Source organism: Nonomuraea sp. NPDC049129, assembly GCF_040648495.1.
Classification (GTDB): domain Bacteria; phylum Actinomycetota; class Actinomycetes; order Streptosporangiales; family Streptosporangiaceae; genus Nonomuraea.
In genome coordinates this window covers 1-13895 of record NZ_JBEZDU010000054.1, presented here as the reverse complement: position 1 = coordinate 13895, position 13895 = coordinate 1, and the positions used below count along the sequence as shown (strand labels likewise).

The 13895-nt window shown below is 67.6% G+C and carries 15 protein-coding genes and 1 tRNA gene; 14 read left to right on the top strand and 2 right to left on the bottom strand.

Annotated elements, in window-relative coordinates:
* Window positions 1-20: 20 nt before the first annotated feature.
* Window positions 21-503 carry a hypothetical protein gene (locus tag AB0B64_RS59930; protein WP_357962197.1) on the top strand — a complete coding sequence of 161 codons (483 nt, stop codon included), beginning with the start codon at window positions 21-23 and terminating at the stop codon, window positions 501-503.
* 10 nt (window positions 504-513) lie between these two features.
* On the opposite strand, the gene AB0B64_RS59925 is transcribed toward AB0B64_RS59930, so the two are convergent.
* Window positions 514-1722, bottom strand: a complete 1209-nt coding sequence (locus AB0B64_RS59925) for a pyridoxal phosphate-dependent aminotransferase (protein WP_357962194.1) — start codon at window positions 1720-1722, stop codon at window positions 514-516.
* A 158-nt stretch (window positions 1723-1880) separates the two neighbouring features.
* Between AB0B64_RS59925 and AB0B64_RS59920 the strand changes: the two genes are divergently transcribed.
* From AB0B64_RS59920 to AB0B64_RS59880, 9 genes are all read left to right on the top strand, one after another.
* Window positions 1881-1953, top strand: a tRNA-Trp gene (locus AB0B64_RS59920).
* Between the two features lie 73 nt (window positions 1954-2026).
* Window positions 2027-2272, top strand: coding sequence for a preprotein translocase subunit SecE (secE, locus tag AB0B64_RS59915; RefSeq protein WP_357962191.1), 246 nt, complete (start codon window positions 2027-2029; stop codon window positions 2270-2272).
* Between the two features lie 65 nt (window positions 2273-2337).
* Window positions 2338-3120, top strand: a complete 783-nt coding sequence (gene nusG / locus AB0B64_RS59910) for a transcription termination/antitermination protein NusG (RefSeq protein ID WP_357962188.1) — start codon at window positions 2338-2340, stop codon at window positions 3118-3120.
* Window positions 3121-3237: 117 nt separating this feature from the next.
* On the top strand, window positions 3238-3669 hold the full coding sequence (gene rplK / locus AB0B64_RS59905; RefSeq protein WP_357962185.1) for a 50S ribosomal protein L11: 432 nt from the start codon (window positions 3238-3240) through the stop codon (window positions 3667-3669).
* Between the two features lie 132 nt (window positions 3670-3801).
* Window positions 3802-4521: a 50S ribosomal protein L1 gene (gene rplA, locus AB0B64_RS59900; protein ID WP_357962182.1), complete on the top strand. Its 720-nt coding sequence runs from the start codon at window positions 3802-3804 to the stop codon at window positions 4519-4521.
* Between the two features lie 729 nt (window positions 4522-5250).
* A complete protein-coding gene (locus AB0B64_RS59895; RefSeq protein ID WP_357962179.1) occupies window positions 5251-6078 on the top strand; it encodes a DUF1396 domain-containing protein in 828 nt (275 codons plus the stop codon).
* A 270-nt stretch (window positions 6079-6348) separates the two neighbouring features.
* A complete protein-coding gene (gene rplJ / locus AB0B64_RS59890) occupies window positions 6349-6873 on the top strand; it encodes a 50S ribosomal protein L10 (protein WP_225293991.1) in 525 nt (174 codons plus the stop codon).
* A 69-nt stretch (window positions 6874-6942) separates the two neighbouring features.
* Window positions 6943-7332, top strand: a complete 390-nt coding sequence (rplL, locus tag AB0B64_RS59885; RefSeq protein WP_225293990.1) for a 50S ribosomal protein L7/L12 — start codon at window positions 6943-6945, stop codon at window positions 7330-7332.
* A 194-nt stretch (window positions 7333-7526) separates the two neighbouring features.
* On the top strand, window positions 7527-9656 hold the full coding sequence (locus AB0B64_RS59880) for a glycosyltransferase family 39 protein (RefSeq protein WP_357962176.1): 2130 nt from the start codon (window positions 7527-7529) through the stop codon (window positions 9654-9656).
* A 187-nt stretch (window positions 9657-9843) separates the two neighbouring features.
* Here the strand turns inward: AB0B64_RS59880 and AB0B64_RS59875 are convergent, their stop codons facing one another.
* Window positions 9844-10230 carry a nuclear transport factor 2 family protein gene (locus AB0B64_RS59875; protein ID WP_357962173.1) on the bottom strand — a complete coding sequence of 129 codons (387 nt, stop codon included), beginning with the start codon at window positions 10228-10230 and terminating at the stop codon, window positions 9844-9846.
* 106 nt (window positions 10231-10336) lie between these two features.
* On the opposite strand from AB0B64_RS59875, the gene AB0B64_RS59870 reads away from it, so the two are divergent.
* From AB0B64_RS59870 to AB0B64_RS59855, 4 genes are all read left to right on the top strand, one after another.
* Window positions 10337-10891, top strand: coding sequence for a TetR family transcriptional regulator (locus AB0B64_RS59870; RefSeq protein ID WP_357962170.1), 555 nt, complete (start codon window positions 10337-10339; stop codon window positions 10889-10891).
* Window positions 10892-11039: 148 nt separating this feature from the next.
* Window positions 11040-12041, top strand: a complete 1002-nt coding sequence (locus AB0B64_RS59865; protein WP_225293987.1) for an ABC transporter ATP-binding protein — start codon at window positions 11040-11042, stop codon at window positions 12039-12041.
* Between the two features lie 414 nt (window positions 12042-12455).
* The gene (locus AB0B64_RS59860) at window positions 12456-12953 is read left to right on the top strand and encodes a hypothetical protein (RefSeq protein WP_357962167.1); all 498 of its coding nucleotides are present in this window, start codon (window positions 12456-12458) and stop codon (window positions 12951-12953) included.
* A complete protein-coding gene (locus AB0B64_RS59855; RefSeq protein ID WP_357962164.1) occupies window positions 12950-13444 on the top strand; it encodes a hypothetical protein in 495 nt (164 codons plus the stop codon). The genes AB0B64_RS59860 and AB0B64_RS59855 overlap by 4 nt, the downstream gene beginning before the upstream one ends.
* Window positions 13445-13895: the final 451 nt, after the last annotated feature.

Here is a 13895-nt window from a genome sequence, read left to right as displayed (position 1 = left end):
CGCCAAGTCATGGGGGGTTGATGCGACGCCTGGCAGCGGTGTCCCTCGTGTTCGCGCTCACCGGGTGCGGCAGCGCCGCCACGCCGGAGGCGAACACAGCCACGCCGGAACCGAGCCGGGCGAGGTCGACGATCATCTCTCTGACCTGCGGGTCCGGGGATCTCGGCATCGGCCACCTGCCCGCGGGGGTGGAGCGCGCGGGCTCGTTCACGCGGATCAAGTCACTGCGCGAGCGGCTCAAGGTGAAGGGCGTGCGGTGGCGCAAGAACGACGAGGAGCTGCTCGTCGGGCTGGTGTGCGGGGTGCGGGGTGCCGAGCGGTTCGCGTCGCTGGTCAGCAGGTCGAGCCTGCGTGCGTACAACGGCAAGCCCGCCCTGCGCTGGCGTACGCGGGGCGGGCTGAGCAACTTCATGTGGCTGGAACGGCCGGGCACCGCGGTCTACATCGGCGCCACGCCCGGACTGGCCCGCGAGATCGAGCAGGTGGCCGAGGCGGTCGGCTGACGCGGTGTGGTCAGTGGGCTTCCGCGAGGAGCTTGGCGAGGCGGCTGACGCCCTCTGCCAGGTCGTCGTCCCCCAGTGCGTACGAAAGACGGAAATATCCGGGCGTCCCGAACGCCTCGCCCGGAACCACCGCCACCTCCGCCTCCTCCAGGATCAGCTCGGCCAGCTCGGCCGATGACTGCGGCCGCCGGCCGCGCAGCTCCTTGCCGATCAGCTCCTTGACCGAGGGGTAGGCGTAGAAGGCCCCCTTCGGCTCCGGGCAGAACACGCCCGGGATCTCGTTGAGCAGCCGGACCATCGCCTGACGGCGCCGATCGAACGCCTCGCGCATCTCCGCCACGGCCGACAGATCGCCGGAGACGGCGGCCAGAGCGGCCATCTGGGCGACGTTCGAAACGTTGGACGTGGCGTGCGACTGGAGGTTCGTCGCGGCCTTGACCACGTCGGACGGGCCGATCAGCCAGCCCACCCGCCAGCCCGTCATGGCGTACGTCTTGGCCACGCCGTTGACGATGACGACCCGGTCGGCCAGCTCCGGAACGGCCGTGGCGATGCTGGTGAACTCCGCTCCGCCGTACACGAGATGCTCGTAGATCTCGTCGGTGACGACCCAGAGGCCGTTGGCGGCGGCCCAGCGGCCGATCGCCTCCGTCTGCTCACGCGAGTAGACGGCGCCCGTCGGGTTGGACGGCGAGACGAACAGCAGGACCTTGGTGCGCTCCGTGCGGGCCGCCTCAAGCTGTTCGACGCTCGCGAGGTAGCCGGTCGTCTCGTCGGTGACGACGTCGACCTGGACGCCGCCGGCCAGCTTGATCGCCTCGGGGTAGGTCGTCCAGTACGGGGCCACGACCAGGACCTCGTCGCCCGGGTCGAGCAGCGTGGCGAACGCCTCATAGACGGCCTGCTTGCCGCCGTTGGTGACCAGGACCTGCGACGCCTCGACCTGATAGCCCGAGTCGCGCCGCGTCTTGGCGGCGATCGCCTGCTTTAGCTCCGGCAGGCCGCCGGCCGGGGTGTACTTGTGGAAACGGGGATCGCGGGCCGCCGCCACCGCCGCCTCGACGATGTAATCCGGCGTTGGGAAGTCGGGCTCTCCGGCGCCGAAGCCGATGACGGGGCGGCCGGCCGCCTTCATCGCCTTCGCCTTCGCGTCCACGGCCAGCGTGGCGGACTCGGAAATCGCGGAAATTCGGCTGGATATGCGAGGTCGGGTGGACATGGGTCCATGCTGCCACGCGGGCCGTGACCTGGGCGATCGGGTTTGGTTCGACGTAAGGGGCCTTCCCCCGATACACTTTCGCCTGGTCGTGCCGCCGCATGTCGACGTGCGGTTCGGTCCAGGCAGTGAGCTGATCAGGGTAGTGTGGTTGGCGACATAGGGCACTGGCGCAATTGGTAGCGCACCGGTCTCCAAAACCGGCGGTTGGGGGTTCGAGTCCCTCGTGCCCTGCGAGTGCGGTCCGCGCAATGGCGTGTAAGCGCGCCGCATACTGCGTTGGATACGACAGATTCAGGTGAGGACTGTGGCGATCGACACGCGCGGCGAGACCGCAGGCAAGCCTAGTGGCGAGAAGAAGACCCGCACCTCGCCGGCCCTTTTCTACCGGCAGGTAGTCACCGAGCTGCGTAAGGTCATCTGGCCGACACGCAAGGATCTCATCACTTACACCACGGTCGTTCTGGTATTCGTTCTGATCATGGTTGCGATCGTGTACGGGCTCGACAGTGCGCTCGGCTGGGCCGTTCTCCGCGTCTTCGGCGGATCCTGATCCAGACACCGACGGCGTCACCCGACGGAGTCGCCATTCGATTCGACGAAAGAGGAAAAGTCACCGTGTCCGAATCTTCAGTGCCGGCGAACGAGTCCCACGAGGAGTGGGACACCGAGCCGGAAGAGGCCGCTGAGGCCACTGAGGAGACCGTCGACGAGCTCGACGCCGACGTCGCGGACAGCGACGAGGGCGACGAGGACGAGGTCGCCGACGAGGCTCCCGCAGTCGACGAAGACGGTGACATCCTGCCTGACGTCGACCCGGTCGAGGAGTTCAAGCGCTCGCTCCGGGGCCAGCTCGGCGAGTGGTACGTGATCCACTCCTACGCCGGCTACGAAAACCGCGTGAAGTCCAACATCGAGAGCCGCAACGTGTCTCTCAACATGGAGGACTACATCTACCAGGTCGAGGTGCCGACGCACACCGTCCAGGAGTTCAAGAGCGGTAAGAAGGTGCCGGTCAAGGAGCGCGTGCTGCCCGGCTACGTGCTGGTGCGCATGGAGCTGACCGACGAGTCCTGGGCCGCCGTGCGTAACACGCCCGGTGTGACCGGCTTCGTGGGCCTGTCCAACAAGCCGAGCCCGCTCAACCTCGACGAGGTCGCCAAGCTGCTGGCGCCGGAGCCGACCGAGGAAGCCAAGAAGTCCTCGGCCAAGACCAGCACCGGCCCGACCGTCGAGTTCGAGATCGGCGAGTCCGTCACGGTCATGGACGGCCCGTTCGCCACCCTGCCCGCCTCGGTCAGCGAGATCAGCCCCGAGTCGCAGAAGCTCAAGGTGCTCGTCTCGATCTTCGGCCGCGAGACCCCGGTCGAGCTGTCGTTCAACCAGGTCTCGAAGATCTAAGACGATCACGTAAGCTGATATGTCGTCCCCACGCGCGTGAACTGGGGGCCCCTGTGTTCTGGGGTCCCCATGCCCGTGGGGGTTTGCAACACCATTCTCAGGACCCGGAGAAGGATCATGCCTCCAAAGAAGAAGATCGCGGCCTTGGTGAAGGTGCAGCTGCCCGCTGGCCAGGCCACGCCCGCTCCGCCCGTCGGTACCGCGCTCGGTCCCCACGGCGTCAACATCATGGACTTCGTCAAGCAGTACAACGCTGCCACGGAGGCCCAGCGGGGCAACATCATCCCCGTTGAGATCACCATTTTCGAAGACCGCAGCTTCACCTTCATCACGAAGACGCCCCCGGCGCCCGAGCTGATCAAGAAGGCTCTGGGCCTCGACAAGGGCAGCGCGGTCCCGCACAAGGACAAGGTCGGCAAGCTCAGCCGCGAGCAGCTCCGCAGCATCGCTGAGACCAAGATGCCCGACCTCAACGCCAACGACATCGCGGCGGCCGAGAAGATCATCGCCGGCACCGCCCGGTCCATGGGCATCACCGTCGCCGACTAACACTTCCCGATCCGCGGGAGGGCCGTTCCCTGGCCCAAACCGCGATCCGTGGGAGAGCCGGTTTCCCGGCTCGTACCCACACCGATCAGTGGGAGGGCCGGCACCCGGCCCGCACACCACAAGGAGACAGAAATGAAGCGCAGCAAGGCGCACAAGGACGCGGCGGCCAAGGTCGACCACGACAAGCTCTACGCGCCCGTCGAGGCCGCGAAGCTGGCCAAGCAGACGTCCGTCACCAAGTTCGACGCCACTGTCGAGGTGGCGCTGCGACTGGGCGTCGACCCTCGCAAGGCCGACCAGATCGTGCGCGGCACGGTCAACCTCCCGCACGGCACCGGCAAGACCGCCCGGGTCCTGGTCTTCGCGACCGGTGACCGTGCCGAGGCGGCCCGCGAGGCGGGCGCCGACATCATCGGCGCCGACGAGCTCATCGACGAGATCGCCAAGGGCAACCGGCTCAGCGAGTTCGACGCCGTTGTCGCCACCCCTGACCTCATGGGCAAGGTCGGTCGTCTGGGCCGCGTCCTCGGCCCGCGTGGCCTCATGCCCAACCCCAAGACCGGCACCGTGACGCCCGACGTCGCCAAGGCCGTGACGGAGATCAAGGGCGGCAAGATCGAGTTCCGTACGGACCGGCAGGCCAACCTGCACTTCATCATCGGCAAGACGTCGTTCGACGAGCGCCAGCTCATCGAGAACTACGCCGCCGCCCTTGACGAGGTGCTCCGTCTCAAGCCGTCGGCCGCCAAGGGTCGTTACCTGAAGAAGGTCACCTTCTCCACGACCATGGGCCCCGGCGTCCCGGTCGACCCCAACGCCACCCGCGGCCTCACCGCCGAACTGGACGCGTAGCGAAAAAGCCACACTTCTGGCACTTCTTTCGCACCACACAGCCCTCGCCGACTCCGGCGGGGGCTGTTGTGTTGTTCGGGGTCGCTTGTGCGTTCGGGGGTCGCTTCACGCGGATAGCGGCCTACGGGCGCCCGCGTCGCAGACCCCGACCACAGACCCTGGTCACAGGTCGCTCGCCAGACCCCGATCACAGACCCCGGTCAACTCCCGGTCACAGACCCCCGCCCGCCAGACTCTCCGGTCACAGACCCCGGGTTACAGGCCGCCCGCCGAATCCCGGCCGCGGACCCCCGCCAGACCCTCCTCCACAGACCCCGCCCGCCACAGATCCCCGCCACAAACCCCACAGCCACACCCCCTCGCCACACCCCCGCCGCAGACCCCTATGTCACGGGCGCCCGCCACTGCGGGCGCACCTCCCAATGGGCGGTTTCTGCTGCGGTGCGGGCTTTGTGGGCGCCTCCGGTGCGGCGTGCGCACCGCGGGGGACGGTCCTTTGCGAGGCGCGTCTGCGACGATCTCGTACGGCGAGCGCGGGATTCCGGGTGGCGCGCGACCCACTTGCGGCCGTACGGCGGAAAGAAAGATCAGAGCAGTCCACACGGCAGAAGCCGAGGCAGAGAGCGTGGCGCGCGATCAAGGGAGGAGGGTAGGGGAAGACCCTGGGTTTTCCCTGAAAAGTCAGGGGAATACGCCATCACCGGGACACCGACACGTAGGGTTTAAATCATGCTGAAGCGCAGAATTTCCCTCGCTACCGCCGCGGCCGGTGCCGCCCTGGTCGCGGTCGCGGTTGCCGGTTGTGGAACGACCGCGCAGCCAATCCAGGTCAAGCTGGCGGCGTCCGAAGTGCTGACGCAGGCCGCGCAGAAGACCGCGGAGGTCACCAGCTACACCGTTGACGCCGTCGTCAACGTCAAAACCCCTCAGGAGGGGAACGGCAAGGTGCAGGGGCGGATGCTCTACCAGAGCAAGCCGCAGCTGGCCGTCGACCTCACCCTCGACACCCTCGACATGGGCGGTAAGGGTCTGCCCGGTGGGGCGCGTGCCGTGCTCCAGGGCGACGCCGTCTACGTCAAAGTCGAGGCGCTCAAGGAGCTCGTCGGGGCGACGAAGCCGTGGATCAAGGTGCCGCTGACCGATGTCGGCGGTCAGGATCAGATCAAGACGTACCTCGACCAGATCCAGCAGTTCGACCTGGCGGCCGTCACCAAGATGGTGACCGCGTCGCAGGACATCAAGGCGGCCGGCACCGAGACTGTCGGCGGTGTGGACACCACCCACTACAGCGGGACGTTCCCGGTCGACGCGGCGGTGCAGCAGCTGCCGGCCGACAAGCAGGAAGCCGCCCGTTCGGGTCTGGCCGAGCTCAAGGACATCAAGTTCGACATCTGGGTCGGCAGTGACGGCCTGCCTCGCAAGCTCGCGCTGAACGGTGAGAAGGAAGGCGCCACGCTGGACGCGACCCTGCTGTTCAAGGGGTTCAACGAGGCCGTCAACATCCAGACGCCGCCCGCCGACCAGATCGGCGAGCTGCCGAAGGGCACGACCAACTAACCGGGTGCGGCGCTGAACAGCGTCGCCGACTGAGAGCGATTTGGAAACTCGGCGGCCAGGACGTACTCTGGTCGTTGCCGAAGACCGCCGGTCGTCGTCAGGTTCCTCAAGACCTGACGACCGAAGGATCCACAGTCTGTGGACGGCCCGCGCAGGTGTGATACGAGTTTCCTACACGGAGTGATCCGTGTGTGAGCCCCGTGTGCGCCCTGCGCCCGGGGCCGTTCTCATTTCTGGGCCTTCACCGGTGGCACATCTGGAAGGAGGCCCATGGCGAGGGCGGATAAGGCGACAGCAGTTGCCGAGCTCAGGAGCGAGTTCGAAGGCAGCGCTGCCGCCGTTCTGACCGAGTACCGCGGTCTCACCGTCGCACAGCTCAAGCAGCTGCGCGTCTCTCTCGGTGAGAATGCGAAGTTCGCCGTGGCGAAGAACACCCTGACTAAGATCGCGGCCAATGAGGCCGGTTTCGCGGGTCTCGACGACCTGCTCGCCGGTCCGACCGCGATCGCCTTCGTCAACGGCGACGTTGTCGAGGCGGCCAAGGGTCTGCGTGACTTCGCCAAGGCCAATCCCCTTCTGGTGATCAAGGGCGGCGTCCTTGATGGCAAGATGCTGGACGCTACGGAGATCACCAGGCTCGCTGACCTCGAGTCCCGCGAGGTTCTCCTCGCGAAGCTGGCCGGCGCGATGAAGGCGAAGCAGAGTGCTGCTGCCGCCATGTTCGCCGCGCTGCCCACCAACATGGCCCAGCTGGCCGACGCCCTTCGCGCCAAGCGCGAAGAGGCGGGCGAGTAATACGGGGATTGCCGCAAACCCCGCGGTCCCGTTCCTAGTTATCGCAAGATCCATACGGAGGAAACCATCATGGCGAAGCTCAGCACCGACGAGCTGCTCGACGCGTTCAAGGAGATGACCCTCCTCGAGCTTTCCGAGTTCGTGAAGCAGTTCGAGGAAGTGTTCGACGTCAAGGCCGCCGCCCCGGTCGCGGTTGCCGCTGCCCCCGCCGCCGGTGGTGGCGAGGCCGCCGCCGTTGAGGAGCAGGACGAGTTCGACGTCATCCTCGAGGCTGCCGGCGACAAGAAGATCCAGGTCATCAAGGAGATCCGCGCCCTGACGTCCCTGGGCCTCAAGGAGGCCAAGGACCTGGTCGACGGCGCTCCCAAGAACGTCTTCGACGGCAAGGTCAACAAGGAGCAGGCGGAGAAGGCCAAGGCTGCCCTCGAGGGCGCCGGCGCTTCCGTCACCGTGAAGTAACACTTTCGAGGCATATCGCTCGAAGAGCATTACCGAAACGCTGGTTCCGGCGTTTCACCCCAGAAGGGGCGGCTGCACCCAGGTGCCGGGTGTGCCGCCCCTTTTGCGTGCCCGGCTGTTACCGCCGTACAGAGCTCACGAGATTCTCATGGTCGTCTCATCGCGTGGCGAGAGCCCGTGTTTAGCGTTCGAGTGTGTTCAAGGATGCGCGTGTCAGAGATCGATGGGCGTTGGCCGGGCTGCTCGCCGCCACCGCGGTGCTCTACATATGGGGGCTGAACGCCTCCGGATGGGCGAACGCGTTCTACTCGGCTGCCGTACAAGCGGGCACCCAGAGCTGGAAGGCGTTCTTCTTCGGGTCGTCTGACGCGGCCAACGCCATCACCGTGGACAAGACGCCGGCCTCGTTGTGGCCGATGGAGCTCAGCGCCAGGATCTTCGGGCTGAACTCATGGAGCATTCTCGTGCCCCAGGCGCTCATGGGCGTGGCGACCGTGGGGGTGGTCTATGCCGCGGTACGCCGCCGGTTCCCCGCGTGGGCCGCGTTGATCGGCGGGGCGGTGATGGCGGTTACGCCGGTGGCGGTGCTGATGTTCCGCTTCAACAATCCGGACGCGCTGCTGGTGCTGCTGCTGACCGTCGCGGGTTACTGCGTGGTGCGGGCCCAGGAGAAGGCGGGGACGCGGTGGCTGGTGCTGGCTGGGGCGTGCATCGGGTTCGCGTTCCTGGCCAAGATGCTGCAGGCGTTCGTGGTGCTGCCGGGGTTCGCGCTCGTCTACCTGATCACGGCTCCGACCACGGTGGGGCGGCGGCTCTGGCAGCTCGTGCTGGCGGGCGTGGCCGTGGTGGCGTCGGCCGGATGGTGGCTGGTGGCCGTGGCGCTGGTGCCTGCCGCCGACCGGCCGTACATCGGCGGCTCCCAGACGAACAGCGTCCTGGAGCTCGCGCTCGGCTACAACGGCATCGGGCGGCTGAACGGCGGTGACTACGGAGGGCTCGGCAACCTCAACCAGCAGGCCGGCTGGTGGCGGATGTTCGACACCGAGGCGGGTGGGCAGATCTCGTGGCTGCTTCCGGCGGCGCTGGTGCTCCTGGCGGCCGTGGCCTGGCTGACGCGCTCGGCGCCACGGACCGATCCCGTACGGGCCCAGGTGGCTGTGTGGGGGAGCTGGCTGGTGATCACCGGGCTGATCTTCAGCCTGATGCAGGGGATCTTCCACGCGTACTACACGGTGGCGCTGGCTCCGGCGATCGCGGTGCTGGTGGGTTCGGGGGTGGCGCTGCTCTGGGAGCGCAGGGCTCACCGGGCGCTCGCGCTGGCTGCGGCTGTGACGGCTGGGTGGGGGTACGTCCTGCTGTCGCGTAGTTCGGAGTGGAATTCCTGGTTGGGGCCGGTTGTGCTCGTCGCTGGGCTGGCGGCGGCCGTGGGTCTCCTGGTCGTCGGCCGTCAGGAGGAGGGGCGGGCGGGTGTGCCGTCCGGGGGACCTGGGAGCGTGCCGGTCGCCGAACTTGTGGGCGTGCCGTCTGGAGAATCTGCGGGCGTGCCGTTTGCGGCGCGTGGTTGGTGGTCGCGGCGGGTGCCGGGAATTGTCGCCGTCGCGGCGGTCGTGGTGTACCTGGCCGGGCCGGCCGCGTACGCACTGGACACCGCCACATCCGCGCACACCGGTGCGATCCCTACGGCGGGCCCCTCAACGGCAGGGTTCGGCGGGCCTGGAGGGTTCCGGCGCGGCGGCGGCGGCCCAGCGGCGATGGGACCGGGCGGCTTCGGCGGCTTCGGCGGCGGCCAGCCAGGCGGTACCGGTGCCAAGCCGGGCGGTAGCGGTGGCACTGGACGACCTGGCGGTACCGGGGGGCAGCCGGGCGGCACTGCTGGTGCTGGGAGGCCGGGTGGCATGGGGGCCGATGGGTTCGCTCGTGGTGGGCGGGGAGGCGGTGGGATGGGCGGGTTGCTGCGGTCCGCCACCCCCAGCGCCGAGCTGACCGCCCTTCTGAAGAGCAACGCCACCGCCTACAGCTGGGTCGCCGCGACCGTCGGCTCGAACAACGCCGCCGGATACCAGCTCGCCACGGGCCAGCCGGTGATGGCGGTGGGCGGCTTCAACGGGACCGACCCCGCGCCGACACTCGCCCAGTTCAAGCAGTACGTGGCCGAAGGGAAGATCCACTACTTCATCGGTGGCGGGATGGGCGGTGGCATGCGTGGCGGGGCCAGTCCCGGTGGCAGCAGTGATGCGGCCGAGATCGCCGCGTGGGTCCAGGAGACGTACACGGCCGCTACTGTCGGCAACGCCACGGTCTACGACCTCACTGCCACCAAGTGACCGTACGGCCTCAGCCCTGGCGGGTCCCTGGGTGGTTCGTCACACGACCGTCTCGATCTCTGTGACGCTCCGTGGTGGCTGGGGTCCTTGGGAGAGGGACCTCCTCGGGGGAGAGGAAGGGGACGGTCCGTGGTGGCTGGGAACCCATGGGAATGCCCCCTTCGGGGGCTGAGGAAGGCAGTCTGTGCTAGGCGGCGCGGACGCGGGCGACGGCGCTGGTGTCCATGTAGTCGCGCGTGTGGACGATCAGGCCGTCCCTGACCCGCAGGATCAGCAGGCCCGGCACTGTCAGCTCCTGGTCGGCCACCGTGACCACCGTCTCTTGTTCCGCCACGATCACCTCCGGGTCGGTGGTCTGGCGGATGGTCACGTCGCGGATCTCCTTGACCAGGGCCTTCATGGCGCCCCACATCATCGTGTACCCCGCCCGGATCTCCTCCCGGCCCTCGAACGGCGGCAGTCCGCCGAACGGGAACTCGTGCAGGCCGTCCTCGGCATAGAGATCGGCCAGTTCGTCGGCCGACTTGTGGAGCATCGCGGCGTGGTAGGCGGCGACGACCTCGGTGGTGGACATGGGAGCCCCATTTCGCTCAACGGATGTTGACTCAACGATCGTAGAGCGAAATAGAGCGAACGGTCAACGCCTGTAGAGTGAGTAACGATTGTCAAAGGGGGGCGGGGTGACCGAACGGGCGGAGCGGCGTCGCAGGACCGAGCGGCGGATCTTGGAAGCGGCCAGGAAGCTCTTCGCGGACCTGGGGTTCGAGCGCACCACGATCCGCGCGGTGGCCAAAGCGGCTGAGGTCGATCCCGCACTCGTCATGCAGTACTTCGGCAGCAAGCAGGACCTGTTCAGCGCGGCCGTGGCCGTGGCCCCGGCGCCGGTGGCCACGGGCGATGCCGACGACTTGGTCGAGCAACTCATCGGGAGTCTCGGCCTCAAGATGGGGGAGTTGCCGCAGAGCTCCCTGGCCATGATGCGATCGATGCTCACTCACCCGGAGGCGGGCGCGTCGGCGCGGGCCGTACTGAGCCGGCAGATTCATCAGGTCGGCGAGTCGATCCCCGGCGGCGATGCGCGACTGCGGGCGGCGCTGATGACGACGATCATGCTTGGTGTGACCGTGGGTCATCAACTGCTCGAACTCGACGAGCTGCGCGAAGCATCTCAAGCAGACATCGCGCGGGTCCTCCGCCCGGCTCTGAGGGCAATTGCCCAGCCCCAGGCCGAATAGACGCCGCAACGCCCGTTGCTGGACTCCGCGTCTCATAACCGGGCAGTAACAAGTTATTGGAACTGGTTCCAATTCCCTCGTGCGCCGCTACGGTGATGGCAGTCTTGTGGTTGAAGTCACATTACTCTTTGCGCATGGAGGGTGACCCGTGGGCGTCGAAGTCGTGGTCGACGGGCTGACCAAGTCGTTCGGGCGGCAGGTCATCTGGGAGGACGTCTCGCTCACCCTGCCCGCGGGCGAGATCTCGGTGCTGCTCGGCCCCTCCGGCACCGGCAAGTCGGTCTTCCTCAAGACCCTGGTCGGGCTGCTCAGGCCGGACCGCGGCCACATCTGGATCGACGGCTACGACCTGGCCAACTGCAACGAGAGCAAGCTTTACGAGCTGCGCCGGCTGTTCGGCGTGCTGTTTCAGGACGGCGCCCTGTTCGGCTCGCTCAGCCTGTACGACAACATCGCCTTCCCACTGCGCGAGCACACCAAGAAGAGCGAGTCGCAGATCCGCCAGATCGTGCTGGAGAAGATGGAACTCGTCGGCCTGCTCGGCGCCGAGACCAAGCTGCCGGGCGAGATCTCCGGCGGCATGCGCAAGCGGGCCGGGCTGGCCAGGGCGCTGGTGCTCGATCCCGAGATCATCCTGTTCGACGAGCCCGACTCGGGTCTGGACCCGGTACGGACCGCCTATCTCAACCAGCTCATCGTCGACCTGAACGCCGAGATCGAGGCGACCTTCCTGATCGTCACACACGACATCAACACCGCCCGTACGGTGCCCGACGACATCGGGCTGCTGTTCCGGCGCGAGCTGATCATGTTCGGGCCGCGCGAGATGCTGCTGTCGAGCGATGAGCCGGTGGTCCGGCAGTTCCTCAACGCCAGGAAGCACGGGCCGATCGGCATGTCGGAGGAGAAGGACGTCTCCGAGCTGGAGGCCGAGGCGCAGCTGGGCCACGACCCCGGCTCGCTGCCGCCGATCCCGCCGCAGCTGATGCCGAGCGGCAACGGGCTCCGCCGTACGCAGCGGCCGCCCGGCACCTGGCTGGCGGCCAACGGGGTCATCCCGCCCCAGGGCTCCTTTGTGGACGATCGCGGGCGCAACTGGCTGGAAGAGTACCCACGCCTGATCAACGCCCATCTCAACGGCGTCCGATAGATCCCGATGGGCCGTAGGCGGTCTGGACCGGCTCGCCGTCAGACCGGCCGAGAGCCGTCAGACGACCCAAGGGCCGCCGACCGGCAAGCGTGCCAGACCGGGGCGAGCCGCCAGGCGGGCCGAGAAGGCACTTTCCCGGCCCTCGGTGCAGAAATGGCCGCAATGCCGCGCCGCGCCCCCAACGGGCCTCAGGGGGCCACCTGAAGGGCGTTCGTCAGGCGCTCGTCCGCCGGGGAGGCCGGAGACGACGACGGTGCCCACCCGGACAGAGACGACGACGATGCCCGCTCGGCAAGAGATGACGTCAGTGCCCGCCCCAGCCAGAGTGGGTCCTATGTCGCCTCTGTTGTTTCCCGGGCTCCGGGAGCGGCCGGCGGGTTACCATCCAGCAACCAAGCCGGGAGGTGAGCAGACGTGGACGAGCCGGTCCGGCGACCCCGCGTCCTGACCGGCGTACTCGTACTGCTGGTGGTGCTGCTCGGCGCCGCCGTGGTGTTCCTTCGCGGGCAGGACCTGGCCGAACAGGCCAGGGCGGACGATCGGCGGGCCGCGCTGGAGGCGGCGGGGGCGCACGCGATCAACCTGGTCTCGCTCGACTACAAGACCGTCGACGCCGACATGGGACGCATCCTCGCCACCTCCACCGGAGTGGCCCAGGAGGAGTACAAGGCGGGCGCGGCGAAGCTCAAGTCCACCACGCTGGAGAACAAGGTCGTGCAGCACGGCGTGCTCCGGGCCACGGGGCTGGTGTCGATGACGGAGCTGACCGCCAGGGTCCTGGTCGTGGCGGACGTGGAGATCCGCTGGGAGGGCTCCAAGACCCCCAAGCAGGAACGGTTCTACCGCTGGTCGATGGACGTGACCAAGGCCAAGGGGGTCTGGCTGGTGTCGAGGGCGGTGCAGGTGGTGTGAGGGCGGTCACGATCGCGCTGCTGGTCCTGGTGCTCGGGCTCGGCGCCGCCTCAGGGGTGTTCTGGTACGACGCCCACGCCATCCGCGCGGACGAGGAGGCGGGCCGCCAGGCCATGGCCGCGGCCCGTACGGTGGCGCCGGATCTGCTGTCGTACGACTACCGGACGGTCGAGCAGGACCTGGCCCGGGCGGCCGAGCACACGACGGGCGAGCTCACCGAGCACTACAAGAAGCTGTCGGCCTCCCTGGCCGCCAAGGCCAAGGCGGAGAAGACGGTGCGGACGGCGACCGTCGCCGACGCGGGGGTGGAGCGCGCGGAAGGTGATCGAGTTGAGGTTCTGTTGTTCGTGAACACGGGTACGGTCAGGGAGATCCCCGGCAAGGCCGAACCACAGCAACAGGTCAGCCAGGACCGGGTCAGGCTCGTCATGATCCGGCAAGATTCCCGCTGGTTGGTGGCCGAGCTGTCGACCTTGATCGGCACTGCCTGAGTCATCGGGCGCGTCCCCGAGGTCAATTGTTACCAAAAATAAGGTTTAGCGAAGCCCAAGTAGTGGGTACCTCAGTCACAGCTACACCGGTTGTCGGCATGGGTTCGACCCTCGGTGTGACGGAGCGTTAACCGTCCCCGTTCGCGGGTATCGTCTTGGGCCTGACGGTAGGCGTCCGATCACGCAGGGGAGAAAACCCAGCGTCCGGCCCCTAGGCCGGCGGAAAGTCGGGCTTGCGGGCTTGACGTTTCCGCTCGAACGGGCGATGCTGCGACCAACGTGGAGCATGCAGCGAGAGTGAAGTGGACAGGCGTGTGCCGTTCGGCTACACTGCCCCTTTGCGCTGCCCTTTGACGACCCGCTCCGCTTGCTCACGTTGCGAGGTTGTCTGGCGTGCGTGTAGTCAGTCCGCCGCGAGCCCTCGGAAGGACATCTGTTGGCAGCCTCGCGC

Excerpts from the sequence above, each read along its gene's own strand:
- AB0B64_RS59925 (WP_357962194.1), bottom strand. The coding sequence starts at position 1,722 with ATGTCCACCCGACCTCGCATATCCAGCCGAATTTCCGCGATTTCCGAG.
- rplL (WP_225293990.1), top strand. The coding sequence starts at position 6,943 with ATGGCGAAGCTCAGCACCGACGAGCTGCTCGACGCGTTCAAGGAGATG.
- rplA (WP_357962182.1), top strand. The coding sequence starts at position 3,802 with ATGAAGCGCAGCAAGGCGCACAAGGACGCGGCGGCCAAGGTCGACCAC.
- AB0B64_RS59895 (WP_357962179.1), top strand. The coding sequence starts at position 5,251 with ATGCTGAAGCGCAGAATTTCCCTCGCTACCGCCGCGGCCGGTGCCGCC.
- AB0B64_RS59930 (WP_357962197.1), top strand. The coding sequence starts at position 21 with ATGCGACGCCTGGCAGCGGTGTCCCTCGTGTTCGCGCTCACCGGGTGC.
- rplJ (WP_225293991.1), top strand. The coding sequence starts at position 6,349 with ATGGCGAGGGCGGATAAGGCGACAGCAGTTGCCGAGCTCAGGAGCGAG.
- rplK (WP_357962185.1), top strand. The coding sequence starts at position 3,238 with ATGCCTCCAAAGAAGAAGATCGCGGCCTTGGTGAAGGTGCAGCTGCCC.
- AB0B64_RS59875 (WP_357962173.1), bottom strand. The coding sequence starts at position 10,230 with ATGTCCACCACCGAGGTCGTCGCCGCCTACCACGCCGCGATGCTCCAC.